Origin of the sequence: Streptomyces sp. NPDC048639 (genome assembly GCF_043199075.1) — a bacterium.
Lineage (GTDB): Bacteria > Actinomycetota > Actinomycetes > Streptomycetales > Streptomycetaceae > Streptomyces.
In genome coordinates this window covers 18656-34798 of record NZ_JBICVP010000010.1, presented here as the reverse complement: position 1 = coordinate 34798, position 16143 = coordinate 18656, and the positions used below count along the sequence as shown (strand labels likewise).

Below are 16143 nucleotides of genomic sequence, written 5' to 3'. Positions count from 1 at the left end.
ATATCGCGGGCTCTCGCTCCGAGCGCCATTCCGGCCCTTCGACCGGTGGGCCCGGACGGCCCCGACGACCCCGACGGCCCGGACGCTAGGAGGCGATCGCGTTCAGCGCTGTCTCGGCGAGGTCCGGCCAGCGGCCGGCGTGGGCGACGGGCACGGCGACCCAGTCCTTGAAAGGGCGACCATTGCCCGAGGGGTCGAAGAGTTCCGCACCGGGCAGATCCAGCGCGGCCCGGTGCGCGGCGGTTCCGTCACCGAGCTTGACGGCGAGCAGCTCGCCCTTGAGGCAGGCGAAGGCCTTTCCCTGCGCCTTGATGGCGCGCTTGCCGAACATCGCGCCGGCGACCGCGCCCCGTGGGGCGAGATCCTCGGCGATGCGGTCGAAGTGTTCGTCGGGTGTCACGGCGGTGTCCTTGTGGGGGTTCGGTGAGCCGGTGTGCGACCCGGCCGGGCACGCCGGCGCGTACGGTCGTGGACGGCATGGAAGAGGGCGCGGGGCGTGACGGGGTTGCGTGTCATGGCGGGGAGCCGGAGATCCCGCCGCCGAGCCGCGTCCGGCCGACCTACCGCATCCTGCCCTCGTACCGCGTCGGGCCGTCGTACGGCGTGCCGCCGACGGTGCCGTGTACGGGATCGGGTCCGGGCCGGAACGGGCCGTCCAGCGCCGCCCATTGGAGCAGCATGATGGTCTTGGCGTCGGCGATCGCCCCGTGGCGCACCATCTCCAGCGCTTCGTCGAAGGGCAGTTCCACGGTGGTGATGTCCTCGCCCTCGGCGGCGACTCCGCCGCCGTCGCCGGTGGCGGTCGACGGGCCGTAGGGGGCGGCGAAGAAGTGGAGGCGTTCGGTGACCGAGCCGGGACTCATGTAGACGGTGAAGACCTGCTCGGCCGTGCCCACGAAGTGCCCGGTCTCCTCGGCCGCTTCCCGGCGGATTGCCTCCTCGGGCCCTTCGCCGTCCAGCAGACCGGCCGCGGTCTCGATGAGCATGCCGTCCGGGTGCCCGTTGACGTACGCGGGAAGGCGGAACTGACTGGTGAGGAGCACGGTCCGCCGGTGGGTGTCATGAAGCAGGATCGTGGCGCCGTCGCCCCGGTCGTAGGTCTCGCGCTGCTCACGGCTCCACCGGCCGTCGTTGTGGCAGTAGTCGAAGGTGGTCCTGCGCAGGACGTACCAGTCGCAGGAGAGCACCTGCACGTCGGTGATCCGCACCCGGGGGTTGCCGGTCAGATCGCGTCCGTGGAGGTCCAGGCCCGTGCGTCCGCGGCGGTCGGGGGTGTCGATGCCGGCGGTCATCGGGCCGGGGGCACATCCACGAGATCGGTGTAGACGCTCTTGCCCCCCGCGCGGGCGAGGGCGACCATCCGGTCCGCCCCTTCGGAAGGGCCGCCGATACGGAGGACGGCGTCGCAGCGCGCGAGCAGTTGCACGGCGACGGGGTGGAAGATCTCGTCGAAGACCGCGTCGCCGGGACCGGTGCTTCCGGCGGTCTCCACGAGCGGCAGGGCGAGGGCCTCGCCGGTGACGGGGAGGTGGCCGTCGCGGAAGAGTGTCAGCGCGGCTTCGTTCATGGCCCGTACGTTGGCGCCGAGTTCGACCGGGTCGTCGCCCGTGCCCGAGCGGTACGGGCCGGCGACGAGAATCATCAGGGACGAGGGCGGTGCACTCACGGCGACTCCTCAGGGTGGGGTGAAAGGTGTTCAGGCCAGGCGGGTGTCGACACCCGCTTCTCGTAGGGCCTGGAGTGTCGGGGGGCCGCCGGGGTGGGTTCCGGCGTCTTCTGCGGCGGTGTCGGTGACGAAGGCGTCGACCGCGCCGAGGGGCGCGACCTGGCTGAAGGCGCGGACGCCGAGTTTGGTGGCGTCGGCGACCCCGATGGTGTGCGCTGCCTGGGCGAGACCGGCCTGTTTGACGGCGGCGTCGTCCAGGGAGAACTCCGACCAGCCGTGCTCCGCGTGCACGCCCCCGATGGACATCACGAAGCAGTCGAAGACCAGGGACTCCAGCGTGCGCAGGGCCAGGGGGCCGACGAGGGAGCGCTCGCCCGGGCGGGAACGCCCACCGACGACGAGGAGTTCGATCCCCGGCCGGTCCGCGAGGCGGACGGCGGTCTGGATGCTGAGCACCGCGACGGTGAGGGGTGCGCGGGCGGCGAGGTGCTCCGCGACGTGGACGGTGGTGGTTCCCGCGTCCAGCAGCACGCGCGATCCGGTTTCCACCATGGCGGCGACGGCCGCACCGAGCCGGTCCTTCGTCGCGGTCTGCCAGGGCTCGCGTGCGGCGAACCCGGCACCCTCCTCGCGGGAGCGGGTGGCGACCGCGCCACCGTGGATGCGGCGGACGAGGCCCTGGCGTTCGAGTGCGTCGAGGTCCCGGCGCACGGTCATCTCCGAGATCCCGAGGCGGCGGGAGAGCTCCGACACGGAAACCCGGTCGGAGCCCTGCACCAGCCGCAGGGTCAGGTCCAGACGGTTGGCGACACCCATGGCCCATTTCTAACACGAGGTGTTGGAAACGAACATGGATGTGTGCGAATTCAGGGTGCACCCAGGGGCTCTCACCGGTACCTCAGGATCCATGGACCGCGTCATGCCACCTCATACCATCGCGAAACGCCCCTACCTGTCGAAGTTCGCGGTGGCGGTGGCGGTGGCGGTCACCCGGACGAAACAGCGGGCGGGGCAGCGGCGGACGTTCGCACAGGGATGGTGTTCGAACGGACACCGTCAGCCGGAAGCGTGGCGTCTACGCGGTGACGACGAAGAGGATCAGCCCGACGAGCATCAGCACGATCTGCCCGCGGAGCAGCGCCGACCGTCCGGCGCGCCCCACACCGCGCGTGGGGAGCAGCAGTGCGGCGAGACCGACCACACCGGAGAGGCCCACAAGCCATCCCCCCGCGGTGCCGAGCGCGGACACCCCACGGCCGCTCCCGTCGAGAGCCTCGTCGACGACAAACAGCAGCGCCACGAAGAAGACGGTGGGCAGCAGCGCGAGCGCGATGCCCGAGACGAGGCGCATCTCGCGGTGGGAGAGCCCGTGCGAGCCTCCTTCGGCTCCGGTTCTGTTCGCGGTCACGGCGGGGAGTCAAGCACCGTGGTTCGTCCCGATGGAACGGGCAATTCCTACTCAGCTCCGGGGCGTGGCCGACAGGCGACGTTCCGCATGCGCCCCTCGGCGACCCCCATCGGAGAGCGGGCGCCGTGGCGGTGAATCTCCGCCGAGTCCGCACACGCCGTCGACCGACTGTCGGTCACCTCCATCCCGACCAGTGACCAGTGACACCGACCACCGACCACCGACCACCGACCACCGACCACCGACCACCGACCACCCATAGGATCACCCCGCTTCGGGCGAAGGCTCAGCCTGTACGCGCACTCCACCCGCACACGCGAAGGGTGGACCGGCCACGGCCCGGCCCGCCGCCCGATGACTCAGGTCGAGGCGGCTTGGCACGCGGCCCGCAGCCTCTCGGCGAGATGAGCCTCCCGCTCGGCGAAGCGCTCGGCGGGCACCGGCATGGAGATCGCCGCCACCGGCACGCCGTCGCGGGTCACCACCGCGCCGATGGCGGCGATGCCGGTGGTGTGCTCCTCGCGATCGAACGCCATGCCCGTTTCGCGCACGCTCACCAACTCCGCGAGCAGACGTTCCTTGGACGTGATGGTGGCGGGCGTGAGTCCCTCCAGCCGGGAGGGCAACAACCGCTCGGCGGCCTCGTCCGGCAGGGCCGCCAGGAACGCCTTGCCGTTGGCCGTGCAGTGCAGCGGAAACGCAGCCCCCACCGCGGAGACCGCTCTGAGCGCCTGGGTGCTCTGCACCTGATCCACGAAGCGGGCCGCATTACCCTCCAGCACGGACAGATCCACGGTCTCGTCCACGGCCTGCTGCAACTCCTTGATCGTCGGCCGGAGTTCGTCGACAAGTCCGGTGGCGGCGGCGCCCGCGAGAGCGCTGAGCGCACTGCCCAGCCAGATACGCCCGTCGGCGTCGATCCGCAGCAGCCGCTCCTCGGCGAGGGCGTTGACGATGCGGTGCGTCGTGGTCTTGGCGAGACCCACCACGTCATCGAGGTCCGCGAGACGCAGCGCGCCGTTGCGCGCGCCGACCGCGCCGAGGATTCCCGCTGCCCGACGGATGACCTGGATGCCCGACCTGCCGGCCTCTGGTGATGAAGACATGCCCCGAGTATAGTCCACATCGTAGATCCAAGGATCCACAATGCAGATCAGACGACAGATCGAGGGACGGCGGGTCGGATGGAACTCACGGGCGCGGTGTTCGAGCGGGACGCGGCGGGATATGAGGAGGCGCGGCGCGCCACTGTCTGGAACGCCCGGATCCCGGACCGTTTCCCCGACCTCATCGTGCAGGCCGCGTCGGTGAGCGACGTCCAGGCGGCGGTGCGCCACGCCAAGGCCCACGGCATGCGGGTCGGGGTCCGCTCCGGCGGCCACAGTTGGGCCGCCAACCATGTGCGCGACGGAGGCCTGCTCCTCGATGTCTCGCGGCTCAACGACATCGAGGTCGACCGCGATGCGATGACCGCGACCGTGGGCCCCGGCAAGAAGGGCCACGAGATGTGCGAGGACCTCGCGGTGCACGATCTCTTCTTCCCCGCCGGGCACTGCAAGGGCGTCGCCGTCGGCGGCTATCTGCTGCAGGGCGGTTACGGCTGGAACAGCCGCATGCTCGGCCCGGCCTGCGAGAGCGTCCTCGGCATCGACGTCGTCACCGCCGACGGCGACCTCGTCCATGCCGGCCCCGAGGAGAACGCCGAACTGTACTGGTCCGCGCGCGGAGCGGGCCCCGGCTTCTTCGGCGTGGTGACCCGGTTCCATGTGCGGGTCCACGCACGGCCCGCCGTCTGCGGATCCAGCCTCTACGTCTATCCGCTCGAACTGCTGGAGGAGGTCTACCGCTGGGCTCACGCCATCGGCCCCGAGGTCGACCGCCGCGTGGAGATGCAGATCCTCATGTCCCGGGACTTCGAGGAGCTCGGTATCGACCTCCCCGCGATCGTCATCGCCTCACCGGTGTTCGCGGACTCCGAATCCGAGGCGCGGGAGGCCCTGTCCGTCCTGGAGACCTGCCCCGTACGCGACCAGGCGCTGATCGCGGTGCCGTTCGCACCGGCGCAACTGCCCGACTGGTACGCGGCGGTGATGCAGGCGTACCCCGAGGGCCGGCGGTACGCGACCGACAACATGTGGACCTCGGCCCCGTTCGACGATCTCCTTCCCGGCCTGCGACGTATCGCCGAGAGTCTGCCACCGGCGCCGTCGCACTGCCTCTGGCTCAACTGGGGCCCCGCGCCTCGGCGTCAGGACATGGCGTACTCGATGGAGGACCAGACCTATATCGCCCTCTACACCGTCTGGTCCGACGCGGCCGACGACGACGCGTACGCCGACTGGGCCCAGTCCCGCATGGAGGCCATGGCCCCGTGCGCGACGGGCATCCAGCTCGCCGACGAGAACCTCGGCCGGCGCCCCGCACCGTTCGCCACCGGTGCCGCCATGGACCGCCTCGACCGAGCACGTGCCGCCTACGATCCCGACGGCCGCTTCCACTCCTGGATGGGCCGGGTATGAGCGCGCGACGGCGCCCGGTGCGCGCGGGCACGCCCTACCTCGGCTACCGGGCCGGTGACGCCGACACTCCGTTCGGCTCCTACTTCGACCCGGAAATGGCCCCCCTGGCGCCCCACGTGGTCGAGGCGCTCCACACCGGTCCGCAGCCCATGCCTCTTTTCACTCCGCTGGAGAAGGCCGGTTCGCTGCTCGACGGAGACCGGGAACCCGTCGAGACGGGCTACGCACTCGGGAGCGACGGCTCCCTGTGCGTCGCTGTGCACACCTCCATGCCCGAGGTCACCCCCTCGATGTGGGACTGGTGGTTCGGCTGGCACGGTGACGACACGCGCAAGTACAAGCTCTGGCACCCCCGGGCCCACGTCTTCGCGCAGTGGGCCGACGACCCGGTCCATCACGGCCCCCGGGCGTACGTCGGCCGCACCTCGTTCGTCGACGAGTACATCGGGTCCACGCTCACGCGCGCGGCGATTTCCTTCGTCCCGCCCTCTCGACTCGGCCTGGACGAGGCGCGCTTGGCCGATCCCGGTGAGGCAACGGCGATCTGCGCGCGCGTCGGGCTGTCGAACCACCCGCTCGACGCCGGCTATCTGCTGCACCATGTGCGGCGGACTCCCGCGGGTTCCGAGATGCGTTCGCGTTTCTGGATCGGCGGGCGTCATGCCTCACCCCGCACGCGTATCGGCGCTTTGGACCGCCCGTTGCCGTCCCTCATCGGCCGTATGGCCGCCAGAACGGACCGGGACGCCGCCGATCTGCTGGTGCACTGCGCCCAGGAGATGGCGCATCTCGCGTCGTTCCTTCCCAGGATGTGGGAGGAGTTCGCGCGAGAGGACTGAGCGGGGCAGCGGATACCGCATCGCCAAGGGTTCGCGTCCGGGCCGGAATTCGGTCAGGAAGACGTCCGTATGCGCGGCCGGCTTGCCCGGCGCCCCGTGAAGCAGGCTCGCCTTCATCTGTCGTGACGGCCCGCCGGATGTTCGGCGGGCCGTTTCGGCTGTTTCGGCTGTTCCGGTGTTCGGCTGTTCCGGCCGCTCTGCTGTTCCGCTGTTCATGGGCGGGCCGGTGGCCGCCCGGCTTCACGCGGGGCGGGCGCCCGTGATCACCAGCGTCGGGCCCGCGTTGGCGGAGCGACCCGAGGAGGAGAAGCATGGAGAACGGGCCCTTCACGCGAAATGTTGGGAGAGCCGGGATGACGACCGGAGACCTGCCCGAGGTGGTGTCGCGCGAGGAGTGGCTGGCCGCCCGCAAAGAGTTGCTGGCCGAGGAGAAGGAGCTCACCCGGGCATGCGACCGGGTCAACGCCCACCGGCGGCGGCTGCCGATGGTGCTCATCGACAAGCCGTACACATTCGAGGGCCCGGACGGGACAATCGGCCTGCTCGACCTCTTCGAGGGGCGGCAGCAGCTCTTCGTGCACCATTTCATGTGGACCTACGACATCGACGCCCACGGCACCGAGCACCCCCATGACCACGGCTGCTCGAGCTGCTCCTCCGCGGCCGACCGGATCCGCATCCCCGACGAGTACGAAACCTGACGGATACGCCTCCCTGGGCCAGGCCTCCACCCCACACCCACGGTCACGTGAACCGGTCGGCCGTCCGCCACTCCCGTACGGGCATGATGCGCACCGTCAGTTCCGCCCCGCGCGCTCACCAGGTCCGCCCCGCGCGCTCACCAGGTCCGCCCCGCACGCTCACCAGGTCCGCTCCGCGCACCGGTCAGTTCCGCCCCGCGCGCCCGTCAGCCCGTCCGCCCCGCCCGTCGGTCCCCTTCCCGTTCTCGTCGCCCGACCGCTGGAGGAGCGGCGACAGCCGGTAGTCGACCAGCTTGCTCATGATCAGCGCCGTAGTCGTCCGCTCCACCCCGGGGCTGGCCAGCACCCGCCCCGCGATCCGGTACAGATCGTCCGCATCCTCGGCGACGACCCGCACCAGGAGGTCCGCCTCCCCACTGAGGCCCTCGACCTCGACGACCTCCGGGATACGACCGAGCACCTCGGCGACCTCCTCCAGCCGGTTCTGCGTCACCCGCGTCGTGATGACCGCCGACAGCGGATAGCCCAGCGCGGCCGGATCGATCCGCCGCTCGAACGACCGCAGCACACCGCGGCGGTCCAGCTTCGCCAGCCGGGCCTGGACGGTGTTCCGGGAGAGTCCGAGCCGCTGCGCCAGCGCCAGCACGGGAGCGCGGGGCTCCTCGGCGAGAGCGAGCAGCAGCCTCGCGTCGACGGCGTCGAGGGGCTCCTCGCCTGTCACAGTGCTCAACCTCGCTATGTCCCGGAGCCGCATTACCGAGCAGATTGCTCAATACAGGAGGGCATGCTTGTGCGATCATCATGGCTCTGTTGTCATGCGGATGCAATCTGTTGACATCCAAGACCGGGACGGACTGCATGAAGACCACGGACCCCATGGCGAGCACGGCCGCGTCGGCCCTCTCGGAGACCCGGCCGGCTCCTGCCGGCCTCGACGCGCTCCGAGCCGTGGAGCAGCGCGTCCTGTGGCTGTCGACGGCGATCATCGACCACGCCAACCGCGTCCGCCCGAATCCGGGCGGCCTCAAGGTCGGCGGGCACCAGGCGTCGAGCGCCTCCATGACGTCGATCATGACGTCCCTGTGGTTCCACGAGCTCGGCCGGGACGACCGCGTCTCGGTCAAGCCGCACGCCTCCCCCGTGCTCCACGCGATCAACTATCTCCTCGGCGAGCTGGACGAGTCGTACCTGACGACGCTGCGCAGCTTCGGCGGCCTGCAGAGCTACCCGAGCCGGGAGAAGGACCCCGACCCGGTCGACTACTCCACCGGCTCGGTGGGCATCGGCGCGACCGCCCCCATCTGGGGCGCGGTCGCCCGCCGTTACGTCAACGCGCACTTCGAGGGCGGCACCACCGGGCGCCAGTACTCCCTGGTCGGGGACGCCGAACTCGACGAGGGTGCCTGTTGGGAGGCGATCCTCGACCCCGGCGTGGCCGAGCTGGGCGAGGTCGTCTGGATCGTGGACTTCAACCGCCAGTCGCTGGACCGCATCGTCCCCAACATCTCCGCGACCCGCCTGCAGGGGATGTTCGCCGCAGCCGGCTGGCAGGTCATCACCGTCAAGTACGGCCGCCTGCTGGAGGATCTGTTCGCCCGGCCGGGCGGTGACGCGCTGCGCGAACGCATCGACGGGATGACCAATCCCGAGTACCAGCGCCTGCTGCGCTGCACCCCCGACGAGCTCCGCGAGCGCCTGCCCGGCCAAGGGCCGGGGCGCGAGGCGGTCTCCCGGCTGCTCGCGGACCTCGACGACACCGCTGTCGATGCGGTCATCCGCAATCTCGGCGGCCATGATCTCGGCGCGCTGCTGGACGCGTACGCCTCCATAGACGACACCCGGCCGACCGTCGTCTTCGCCTACACGGTCAAGGGTCACGGCCTGCCGACGGCCGGTCATCCGCAGAACCACTCGTCCCTGCTGACCGGCGAGCAGATGACCGAACTCGCCGCCCGCGTCGGCATGGACACGGAGCGGCCGTGGGCCCGCTTCCCCCAGGGCAGCACCGAAGCCGAGCTCTGCGACCGTACGGCCGCACGGCTGCGCCGCCCCGCGACACCGGACCAGGCTCCTCCGGCGCTGCCCACGGACATCGGACGCACCCCGTCGGGCAAGGGCACGACGCAACAGGCGCTCGGCCGGGCGCTGCTGGACCTGACGCGCGAGGCGCCGGAGGCCGCGGGCCGTGTCGTCACGGTCAGTCCCGACGTCGCCTCGACGACGAACCTCGGCGGCTGGCTGAACAAGGTCGGCACCTGGTCCCCCACGGAGCGCCGGGACTGGTTCGCCGACGACGCCGAGACGATCCTGCACTGGCGGGAGCAACCCAGCGGCCAGCACATCGAGTTGGGGATCGCCGAGACCAACCTGGTCGGTCTGCTGGGGGAGTTGGGGGCGACCTGGAGCCGCTGGGGCAGGCCGCTGCTGCCGATCGGCGTGGTCTACGACCCGTTCGTCGGCCGTGCCCTGGAACCGTGGGCGTTCGGGATGTACGCGGGCGGGCAGTCGATCCTCGTCGGCACACCCTCCGGGGTCAGCCTCGCCCCCGAGGGCGGCGCCCACCAGTCGGTCATCACCCCGTCCATCGGCCTGGAGCAGCCCGGCTGCACCGCCTACGAACCCGCCTTCGCGATCGACGTGGAGTGGTGCCTGCTGGCCTCCCTGGCCCAGCTCGGCAAGCCCGGCGGCAGCTCCACGTATCTGCGGCTGTCCACCCGTCCGGTGGACCAGTCGCTGGCCGCCGTGCCCACCGATCCCGCGGCGCGTGAACGCCGCCGCAAGCAGGCCGTCGCGGGCGGCTACCTCCTGCGCCGCCACAGCGATCCGGCCCTGACCATCGCGGCGGCGGGAGCGATGGTGCCGGAGGCGCTGGCCGCGGCCGAGCGGCTCGACGACCTCGGCTTCGGTGCCGACGTCGTCTGCGTCACCAGCCCCGACCTCCTCTTCCGCGCCACTCGCGCGCGGCAGGGGCTCCAGGAGGGCGCGGACTGGATCCTGGACCAGGCGTTCCCCCGCGAGCGGTCCCGGCCGCTGGTCACCGTGCTCGACGGGCACCCGCACACGCTGGCGTTCCTGGCCGGAATCCACCAGGTGCGCAGCCGCGCCCTGGGCGTCACGGGCTTCGGGCAGTGCGGCACGCTCGAGGACGTGCACCGCTATCACGGGATCGACGCGGACGGCATCGTCACGGCGGCGCTGGACCTCACGGACTGAGGCCCGGATCCCGGCTCGTTCCTGCCCGCCGGCCTGTGCGGACCGGGTCGCTGTCCGGTCCGCACAGGCCGGCGGCCAGGTGCTGCGTGCACGCTGTACGCGTTCGCCGAGCGGGGCCCGTAGGGGGCGGAAGCGGATCCGGGGCCGTGGGTCCGGGTGGGTCCGAGGTGGGTCCGGGTGGGTCCGGGTGGGTCCGAGGTGCCGTCTACTCCCCCACGCGCCCGTCGATGCGTTCGCGCAAGAGGTCGGCGTGCCCATTGTGGCGGGCGTACTCCTCGATCATGTGCACCAGCACTTCGCGGAGTTGGATGGGCTTGCCACCCTTGCTGCCGGTGACGCCGAGATCGGCCGCCTCGGCCACGAACCGTTCGGCGTACGCCACTTCGGCGCGCCAGGTGGCCCACGCCTCGGCGACCACGTCCGGGTCGCCGACGGCGTCGGTGAACTCCGCGTTCGGGTCGGCCTCGGTGCGGTAGTGCCGGGGGACGTCCTGGCCGGCCATGACGATGCGGAACCAGCTCATCTCGACCACGGCCATGTGCCGTACGAGCCCCAGCAGTGACAGTTCCGACGGCTCCACCGAGCGCCGGGCCAGCGACGCGGCGTCGAGACCGGAGCACTTCATCTCCAGCGTGAGCCGCTGATCCCGCAGATACCCGGTGAGCGTGGCGCGCTCACCGTCGAACCCGCCCTCGGACCGCGGGTCGTCGTCGGGGTGCACGAACATGTCCGACCAGCCGAAGCGCCGCTCCGGCAGGGAGTCCGACGGTCCTCGACCGTCCGGTCCCTGGCCGTTCCGTTCCGTGACGGACCGATTCTCCGTGTGATCACCCATGCCGCACAGCATCGGCGTTCCCGGCCGCGTCCGCCACGCGTTTTCCGTACGGCGACCGGCCCGCGTCCGGGTGCCATGTGTTCGGCATGCGGACCGTGGCGGTGACCGTGCACCGGACAGTGGCGGTGACCGACCTGCGGACGGTGGCGGTGACCGGCGCGGCCTCGGGCCCTCACGCGCGGCTCCCCTGACCCCGACGCCGGCGGCCGCGCTGGTGAGCCCCGTCGACCGGTGACACCCTGGTCGTGTGATGGGCCTGGAGATCACGGTCGTCGTTCTGGCCGCGGTCCTCTTCTTCACCTGGGCGGCCCGGCGGCTCCGGGTCAGCGAGCCCGTGCTGCTCCTCTTCGGCGGCTGTCTCATCGGTCTCACCCCGGAATTCGACTCCGTGAGGCTGCCGCCCGAGGTCGTCCTGCTGCTGTTCCTCCCGGCGCTGCTCTACTGGGAATCGATCAAGACGTCCCTGCGCGAGGTCCGCGCCAATCTCCGCCCCATCATCCTGCTCGCCACCAGTCTGGTGCTGGTGACCGCGGTGACCGTCGCGGCCACCGCCCACGCGTTCGGGCTGTCCTGGCCGGTCGCCTTCATGCTGGGCGCCGCGGTCGCCCCGACCGACGCCGTGGCTGTGGCCGCGGTCTCCCACGGCATGCCGCGCCGTGCGGTCACCATGCTGCGCGCCGAGAGCCTGATCAACGACGGTACGGCGCTGGCGCTCTTCGCGGTGGCGGTGGGCATCGCCACCGGTGAGCACACGTTCTCCTGGTCGGACACCGCGCTCCGGCTCGGGTGGAACTACGCGGGAGGTGTGGCGATCGGCGCGGTCATCGCCCTCCTCTCGCTCGCCGTCAGACGCCGGGTGCACGAGCCGATGCTGGGCGCCGGGCTGTCGGTGCTCGTCCCCTTCGCCGCCTATCTGCCGGCCGAGCTGGCCCACGCCTCGGGGGTGCTGGCCGTGGTCACCTGCGGGCTGATCACCAGCCAGGCCAGTCCTCGCCTGATCGATGCCAGGATCCGCGTCCAGGCCACTCCGTTCTGGGACGTGAGCTGCTTCATCCTCAACGGCGCACTGTTCGTCCTCGTCGGCATGCAGCTCCCGTCCGCCGTGCGCGGGCTGGAGTCGATCTCGCTCTCCTACGCGCTGTGGGCGGCTCTGGCGGTCAGTGGTGCGGTCGTGTTCACCCGCCTCGCGTGGTCGTACACCATGCCGTATGTGATCCGGGCCCTGGACCGGCGCCCGCAGCAGCGCGCCCGGCGCGTCGGCTCCCGGCAACGGCTGCCGCTGGCGTGGGCGGGCGTACGGGGTGCGGTCTCGCTCGCCGCGGCCCTCGCGGTGCCGACCGTCACCGTTGACGGGGGCCGGCTGGTGGGCCGTGACGCGATCGTCTTCATCACCGTCGGGGTCATCCTGATCACCCTGGTGCTGCTCGGGCAGACGCTCCCCGCGGTCGTACGGTGGGCCAGAATGCCCCCGGATCCGGCGGACGACGAGGAACAGCTCGCGCGCCGTCGCCTGTCCGCGGCAGCCCTGGAGGCGCTGCCCACGCATGTGGAGCGGCTCAACGTCCCGGACGAGGTCGCCGACCGCACCGCCACGGAACTGCGCGGTCTGGCCGCGCGCGGAGCCGGGGGCGACGAGGACGAGGAGGTCGATCCCTATGCGGTGTCGGCCTCGCTGTCACGGGCGATCCTGCAGGTCAAACGGGCGGAGCTGATCCGTCTCCGAGATGAGCGCCTGATCGACGGGACGGTGCTGCAGCGGGTCCAGGCGCTGCTGGACGCGGAGGAGGTCCGGCTCGATCTCTCGTTCCCGGACCCGGCGTCCACCGCCGACCCGGATCCGCGGGGCGGCACGGACGGGGACCGCCGCGGCGACGACACCTGACCCGGCCGTCGCCGCGCGACGGCCCGGCCCATGCTGTCGCATGCCGCTCGCGGTGCGCCCGTGTCCGATCAGAACTCGGCCCGGGCGACGGCGAGTTCCAGCTCGCGGGCCCTCTCGTCGCCCGCCACGGGAACGGTCGCACCGGTGACGGTGAAGCCGGCCTTCTCGTAGCACGCCCTGGCGCGGGTGTTGTGCTCGTGCACGTACAACCGCACACGTGTGACGCGGGGTTCGTCCAGCGACCAGGACCAGGCGACCGCGGATTCGAGAAGGGCTCGTGCGATGCCCGTACCGCGCCGTTCCGGACGGACGAACACGCCGACGAGGTGTGTCTGATCGGCTTCCGGCATGCCGCCGAATACGGTGTCGGCACCGGCCCGTTCGACGAGCGCCGTCACCGAGCCGGTCCACCGGCCGTCGGGCTCCTCGGCGACGAACTGCCGTGTCCTCAGAAGCCCGCGGCTGCCGGCGGCACGCTCCCGCCAGTGCTCGTCCGGTTTCGCCGCTGCCTGTACGTATGTCTCCAGGAAGGCGATGGATGCCATCGGATCCCGGAGCGCGGCGAGCCGCAGCTCCTTGCACTTCGGCCAGTCCTCGGGCCGCACCGCACGAATGAGCGCTTCCATCCGGCGATCCTGGCCACCCAGGCGCCGTACCCGCAACGAGATTTGCGCGCCCCGTCCGTAACGGCACATGAACGGGCCGCCGGGAAGAATCCGGATGACGGGGACACCAGCACCTGACTAGGTTCATCCGTCATGGTCAGCACGCGTACGCGCCCCTTCCGACAGGACGACATCCCGGCTGCGAGCGCGCTGCTCGCGGCCCGGTACGGCCATGACCCCGATGCCTGCGCGCCACTGCTTCGCGACGCGTGGGCGGCGGGCGCGCGGGGTGCCCTCACCGAGTCGCCCGAGGGCACGCCGACGGGCCATCTGCTCGCCGTGGAGGGCGACGACACCAGGGGCCGTCACATGTGGAGCGGCCCGGGCCAAGCGGCCGGTGACGCGGACGCGCTGTGCCGGCTGTACGCGTCGCTGGCGGGCGACTGGCTCGCAGAGGGCAGAGACCACCACTACGTCGTGGCGTCTGTGGCGGACGTCCCGGTCTGGCAGTCGCTGTGCTTCGGCCAGGAGCAGGTCCACGGGCTGATGGAGTTGGGCGCAACGGAGCACCGGGGAGCGGATGCCCTTACCGGGCGGGGAGTTGGGCCGGAGGCGGACGCGCGAACCGCAGGGCCGGAGGCGGTCGCCGGCGACGGCCGGGCGCAGCCGGTCGAGGGGTTCGCGAGCCGCCCGACCTCGGCCTTCCGCATCCGGGCGGCGGGGCCGGGCGATCTCGACCGGCTGGCACCTCTCTTCCCGCTGATCGCCGACGCGCACGCCGCGGCGCCCGTCTTCGCCTGCGTCGACGCCGACTTCTACGCCGGTCTGCACCCCGGCCACCGGGAGCTTCTGCGGGACCCCACGGTGGCGTACTGGATGGCCGAGGGCTCTGATGGAACCGCTCTCGGGTTCTGCGTGATGCGTCCCGTGGGCGATGACGAGGTGAGCCCGCTCAAGCCGCGCGGCTCGGTGGAGCTCGCGCTCGCCGCGACCGCGCCCGAGGCGCGCGGCACCGGCGTGGGCCGCACACTGGCCGAACACGCCCTGACCGACGCCGTACGCCGTGGCTTCCGCGTCTGCGTCACCGATTGGCGCGCGGCGAACCCGTTCTCGTCGGGCTTCTGGCCCCGCCGGGGATTCCGGCCGGTCGCCCACCGGCTGCACCGCATCCTCGACCCCAGGCTGACCGAGCGGGCCGCTGCGCGGGCCGGACGACGCGGCGGGGAGGCGCGGACCGAGGCCTGACCGCCGCTGGGTCAGGCGGGGACGGCCTCCGGGTCCTCGTGCGCGGTTTCCCGTGCGCAGACGGCGGCCAGTTCGTCGAGGGAGATCTCCAGGGCGCCCGCCAGAGCGGCGACGGTGAAGAAGGCCGGGGTCGGCGCACGGCCGGTCTCGATCTTGCGCAGGGTCTCGGCCGACAGGCCGGCCGCCGCGGCGACCTCCACCATGCTGCGGTCACCGCGGGCCTCGCGCAGCAGGGCGCCGAACCGCTCTCCACGCCGGCGTTCCGACGGAGTCAAAGGCGTTCTCACCATGCCGTGATACTAATACCGGTATAGTTATTGGGTACAGCCGGGCATCACGACGGGGGCGCAGCCATGGTGGAGATCAAGACCGATGCCGCACTGGAGGCCATGCGGGAGGCGGGGCGGGTGGTCGCCCAGGCCCTGGCGGCGGTCCGGGAAGCAGCCGGCATCGGGGTGCCCCTGCTCGAACTGGACGCGGCGGCGCGTACCGTTCTGCGGCGCGCCGGAGCGGGCTCGCCGTTCCTCGGCTACCGTCCGTCGTTCGCCCCGGCCCCCTTCCCCGCCGTGATCTGCACGTCGGTCAACGACGCCGTGGTCCACGGAATCCCCACCGACTACCGCCTGCGCGACGGGGATCTGGTCAGCATCGACTGCGGTGCCGAACTCGACGGCTGGACCGGCGACGCCGCCATCAGTTTCGCGGTCGGCACTCCGCGCCCCGCCGACCTCGACCTGATCGACGCGACGCAGCGTGCCCTCGACGCGGGCATCGCCGCGGCCACCGTCGGGAGCCGCATGGGCGACATCTCGCATGCGATCGGCGACGTCGCCCGGCGTGCGGGCTGCGGCATGCCGCGGGACTTCGGGGGACACGGCATCGGCCGCCGTATGCACGAGGACCCCGAGGTCCCCAACCGGGGTCGTCCGGGCCGGGGCTTCCCTCTCCGCCACGGCCTGACCCTCGCCATCGAACCGATGCTGATGGCCGGCGGGCGCGACGACTACCGGACGAGCACGGACGGGTGGACCCTGCACACCGCGGACGGCAGCCGGGCCGCGCACATCGAGCACACCGTCGCGATCACCGCGGACGGACCGGTGATCCTTACGGCACCGTGACGCCCCTGGCGCCTCACGCCCCGGCGCGCTGATCCCGCAGCCCTGTTTCCGGCCCCTGGCTGACCGGTTTCCGCTGCGTGACAGCCGGATGAGAGTCGTCTGGGAGCAG

At 71.6% G+C, this 16143-nt stretch carries 17 protein-coding genes; 7 read left to right on the top strand and 10 right to left on the bottom strand.

All coding sequences use genetic code 11. From position 1 onward, the window contains the following. Positions 1–85: 85 nt before the first annotated feature. The 6 genes from ACGFNH_RS26080 to ACGFNH_RS26055 all read right to left on the bottom strand — a co-directional run bounded on the left by ACGFNH_RS26080 (position 86) and on the right by ACGFNH_RS26055 (position 4180). On the bottom strand, positions 86–400 hold the full coding sequence (locus tag ACGFNH_RS26080) for a hypothetical protein (RefSeq protein ID WP_393657650.1): 315 nt from the start codon (positions 398–400) through the stop codon (positions 86–88). 160 nt (positions 401–560) lie between these two features. Further along, positions 561–1292, bottom strand: coding sequence for an NUDIX domain-containing protein (locus ACGFNH_RS26075; RefSeq protein ID WP_393657648.1), 732 nt, complete (start codon positions 1290–1292; stop codon positions 561–563). Beyond that, the gene (locus tag ACGFNH_RS26070) at positions 1289–1642 is read right to left on the bottom strand and encodes a DUF4406 domain-containing protein (protein WP_393658026.1); all 354 of its coding nucleotides are present in this window, start codon (positions 1640–1642) and stop codon (positions 1289–1291) included. Before ACGFNH_RS26070 ends, ACGFNH_RS26075 begins: the two co-directional genes overlap by 4 nt. Positions 1643–1696: 54 nt before the next feature. Further along, entirely contained in the window at positions 1697–2482 is a 786-nt protein-coding gene (locus ACGFNH_RS26065; protein ID WP_393657646.1) for a DeoR/GlpR family DNA-binding transcription regulator, read from the bottom strand. 259 nt (positions 2483–2741) lie between these two features. Continuing rightward, positions 2742–3074, bottom strand: a complete 333-nt coding sequence (locus ACGFNH_RS26060; RefSeq protein WP_393657644.1) for a hypothetical protein — start codon at positions 3072–3074, stop codon at positions 2742–2744. Between the two features lie 359 nt (positions 3075–3433). Continuing rightward, positions 3434–4180, bottom strand: a complete 747-nt coding sequence (locus ACGFNH_RS26055) for an IclR family transcriptional regulator (protein WP_393657642.1) — start codon at positions 4178–4180, stop codon at positions 3434–3436. Positions 4181–4258: 78 nt separating this feature from the next. Between ACGFNH_RS26055 and ACGFNH_RS26050 the strand changes: the two genes are divergently transcribed. The 3 genes from ACGFNH_RS26050 (at position 4259) to ACGFNH_RS26040 (ending at position 7133) form a co-directional block, all read left to right on the top strand. Continuing rightward, positions 4259–5593, top strand: coding sequence for an FAD-binding oxidoreductase (locus ACGFNH_RS26050; RefSeq protein ID WP_393657640.1), 1335 nt, complete (start codon positions 4259–4261; stop codon positions 5591–5593). Next, the gene (locus tag ACGFNH_RS26045; RefSeq protein WP_393657638.1) at positions 5590–6432 is read left to right on the top strand and encodes a DAPG hydrolase family protein; all 843 of its coding nucleotides are present in this window, start codon (positions 5590–5592) and stop codon (positions 6430–6432) included. The genes ACGFNH_RS26050 and ACGFNH_RS26045 overlap by 4 nt, the downstream gene beginning before the upstream one ends. Positions 6433–6785: 353 nt before the next feature. Then, positions 6786–7133: a DUF899 family protein gene (locus tag ACGFNH_RS26040; RefSeq protein WP_393657636.1), complete on the top strand. Its 348-nt coding sequence runs from the start codon at positions 6786–6788 to the stop codon at positions 7131–7133. A 184-nt stretch (positions 7134–7317) separates the two neighbouring features. Here the strand turns inward: ACGFNH_RS26040 and ACGFNH_RS26035 are convergent, their stop codons facing one another. Further along, on the bottom strand, positions 7318–7887 hold the full coding sequence (locus tag ACGFNH_RS26035; RefSeq protein WP_393657634.1) for an Lrp/AsnC family transcriptional regulator: 570 nt from the start codon (positions 7885–7887) through the stop codon (positions 7318–7320). Between the two features lie 122 nt (positions 7888–8009). Between ACGFNH_RS26035 and ACGFNH_RS26030 the strand changes: the two genes are divergently transcribed. After that, positions 8010–10346, top strand: a complete 2337-nt coding sequence (locus ACGFNH_RS26030; RefSeq protein ID WP_393658024.1) for a pyruvate dehydrogenase — start codon at positions 8010–8012, stop codon at positions 10344–10346. Between the two features lie 205 nt (positions 10347–10551). Here the strand turns inward: ACGFNH_RS26030 and ACGFNH_RS26025 are convergent, their stop codons facing one another. After that, a complete protein-coding gene (locus ACGFNH_RS26025) occupies positions 10552–11073 on the bottom strand; it encodes a DinB family protein (protein ID WP_393658022.1) in 522 nt (173 codons plus the stop codon). 358 nt (positions 11074–11431) lie between these two features. On the opposite strand from ACGFNH_RS26025, the gene ACGFNH_RS26020 reads away from it, so the two are divergent. Next, a complete protein-coding gene (locus ACGFNH_RS26020; protein ID WP_393658020.1) occupies positions 11432–13063 on the top strand; it encodes a Na+/H+ antiporter in 1632 nt (543 codons plus the stop codon). A 68-nt stretch (positions 13064–13131) separates the two neighbouring features. On the opposite strand, the gene ACGFNH_RS26015 is transcribed toward ACGFNH_RS26020, so the two are convergent. Beyond that, on the bottom strand, positions 13132–13689 hold the full coding sequence (locus tag ACGFNH_RS26015) for a GNAT family N-acetyltransferase (protein WP_393657632.1): 558 nt from the start codon (positions 13687–13689) through the stop codon (positions 13132–13134). Positions 13690–13821: 132 nt separating this feature from the next. Between ACGFNH_RS26015 and ACGFNH_RS26010 the strand changes: the two genes are divergently transcribed. Next, entirely contained in the window at positions 13822–14913 is a 1092-nt protein-coding gene (locus tag ACGFNH_RS26010; RefSeq protein WP_393657630.1) for a GNAT family N-acetyltransferase, read from the top strand. An 11-nt stretch (positions 14914–14924) separates the two neighbouring features. On the opposite strand, the gene ACGFNH_RS26005 is transcribed toward ACGFNH_RS26010, so the two are convergent. After that, complete coding sequence (locus ACGFNH_RS26005; protein WP_393657628.1) at positions 14925–15203, bottom strand: helix-turn-helix domain-containing protein; 279 nt, start codon at positions 15201–15203, stop codon at positions 14925–14927. A 63-nt stretch (positions 15204–15266) separates the two neighbouring features. Between ACGFNH_RS26005 and map the strand changes: the two genes are divergently transcribed. Next, positions 15267–16034 (top strand): type I methionyl aminopeptidase, encoded by a 768-nt coding sequence (gene map / locus ACGFNH_RS26000; RefSeq protein WP_393657626.1) that lies wholly within the window; start codon positions 15267–15269, stop codon positions 16032–16034. Positions 16035–16143 lie beyond the last annotated feature (109 nt).